Here is a 1886-nt window from a genome sequence, read left to right as displayed (position 1 = left end):
CCATCCAAGGTCGTCTGAAAAACCCGTTACAGAGTTTTTCAGACGACCTTTATTCTTCCCGCCGACAGGCATACAATCACGGGCGCAGTTCCCTTTATGGATTCAATACGACCCAGGTACGCGGTTTTAAGGTCGTCTGAAAAGATGGACAGGCTTGCCGCAAAACCCATAATATCCAGATTTCCAACCATCCTTTAACCAGAAATAAAAATCATGAATTTCGATCTTGAAAACCTCTCTTCATTCGCGGGCTGGGAACGTCTTGCCGAAACCGGCATGGCATTCGGTACCAACCTCGTTGCCGCGCTGGCGATTTTCTTTGTCGGCAGATGGATTGCCGCCCGCCTTGTTATTTTGATGAAAGCTGCGCTGACCCGTGCCAAAGTGGACAGAACGCTCGTCAGCTTCCTCGGCAATGTGGCTAACGTCGGCCTGTTAATCCTGATCATCATTGCCGCGCTGGGCAAGCTGGGCATTCCGACCACTTCGGTTACCGCCTTAATCGGCGGCGCGGGTTTGGCGGTGGCTTTGTCGCTGAAAGATCAACTGTCGAACTTTGCCGCCGGTGCGCTGATTATCCTGTTTCGTCCGTTTAAGGTTGGTGATTTCATCAAAGTAAACGGCTTCGAAGGTACCGTGAGCGAGATTAAAATGGTGCAGACCGCGCTGAGTACGCCGGATAACGAAGAAGTCATCCTGCCCAACAGCGTCGTTATGAGCAACAGCATCGTGAATCGTTCTTCCATGCCACTGTGCCGCGTGCAGGTGGTGGTCGGCGTCGATTACGCCTGTGATTTGAAGGCCGCCAAAGCCGCCGTCTTGAAAGCCGCCACCGAGCATCCCTTGTGTGTGCAAACCCAAGGCAAAGAGGCAGTAACATATATTACCAACTTGGCCGACAGTGCCATCGAAATCACGCTTTGGGCGTGGACGAACGAAGCCGATTTGGGCGCGTTCCGCTTTGGATTGAACGAGCAGGTGGTGGAAAACCTGCGTGCTGCCAATATCAATATTCCTTTCCCGCAGCGCGATGTGCATATCATCCAGCAGCAGGGGTAAGGGTAAGTTTCGGATTGGCGAATCCGACCTGCTGAAACCGTAGGCATACGGTGTTTGAAACCCAAAGCCCATCTGAGGTCGTCTGAAAACCTGTCTTATGGTTTTCAGACGACCTTTTTATATTCTTTCCATTTCCTGTATTATTCATATTGATTTAAACACTCTTTCTTGAAAGGTCAAAAATAATGTCGCTCACTTTAAAATCTGTTCTGACCGCCGGTTTGCTCCTTCTTGGATTCCAAGCCGCTGCCCAAGATATTCCGCAAGCGTTTCAAGGCAAATGGGCCGGGCATTATGAAGGGAAGGTATCGCCCAAACATATAAGGGCTTTATGTGCCATGGGTTATGATGAAAACGCTGCTATGGATAATGTCTATGTGTCGGAAGATAGCGGCTTTTATATTGAAATAGGTAAAAAATCAATTGAATTAAATGGTTGGGAATGGGGTGCGAAATATACGAAACTGAATTATCGAATTTATTCGCCCGATAAAATCGCAGGTACGGCACGCGTTCGGGAAGAGGAGCCGGAGCAAGGTACGCAGATTTATAACGATAATTTTGAGTTTTCGTTAAATCGAGGCATGCTGACGCAAAGATTCCGTGATTTTTCAACGGACGGCTCAGGCAAAAAAGTTTGGCGGACGCGTACGCTGATGCGTTGCAAATAATGCTGGGCAAACCGTAGCCGGTCGCAGGTTGGAGGCTTGTATCCGACAACAGCCGCTGCCATCTCAAATAGCCGTCGGATTCGAGAATCCTACCTACGGCAAAACCGTAGCAAGAGAGAATAGAAACCCGTAGCGTGGGCTTTGCCCACGAATCAA

General features: G+C 49.4%; 2 protein-coding genes. Both read left to right on the top strand.

Annotation, left to right across the window (positions count from 1 at the left end):
* Positions 1 to 213: 213 nt before the first annotated feature.
* Positions 214 to 1059, top strand: coding sequence for a mechanosensitive ion channel family protein (locus HMPREF3050_RS10240; protein ID WP_070774705.1), 846 nt, complete (start codon positions 214 to 216; stop codon positions 1057 to 1059).
* Positions 1060 to 1244: 185 nt separating this feature from the next.
* Positions 1245 to 1730 (top strand): hypothetical protein, encoded by a 486-nt coding sequence (locus tag HMPREF3050_RS10235; RefSeq protein ID WP_070774703.1) that lies wholly within the window; start codon positions 1245 to 1247, stop codon positions 1728 to 1730.
* Positions 1731 to 1886: the final 156 nt, after the last annotated feature.

This window comes from Neisseria sp. HMSC065D04, from assembly GCF_001815675.1.
In the GTDB taxonomy this organism is placed as follows: domain Bacteria; phylum Pseudomonadota; class Gammaproteobacteria; order Burkholderiales; family Neisseriaceae; genus Neisseria.
This window is presented reverse-complemented; position numbering and strand designations above follow the sequence as displayed.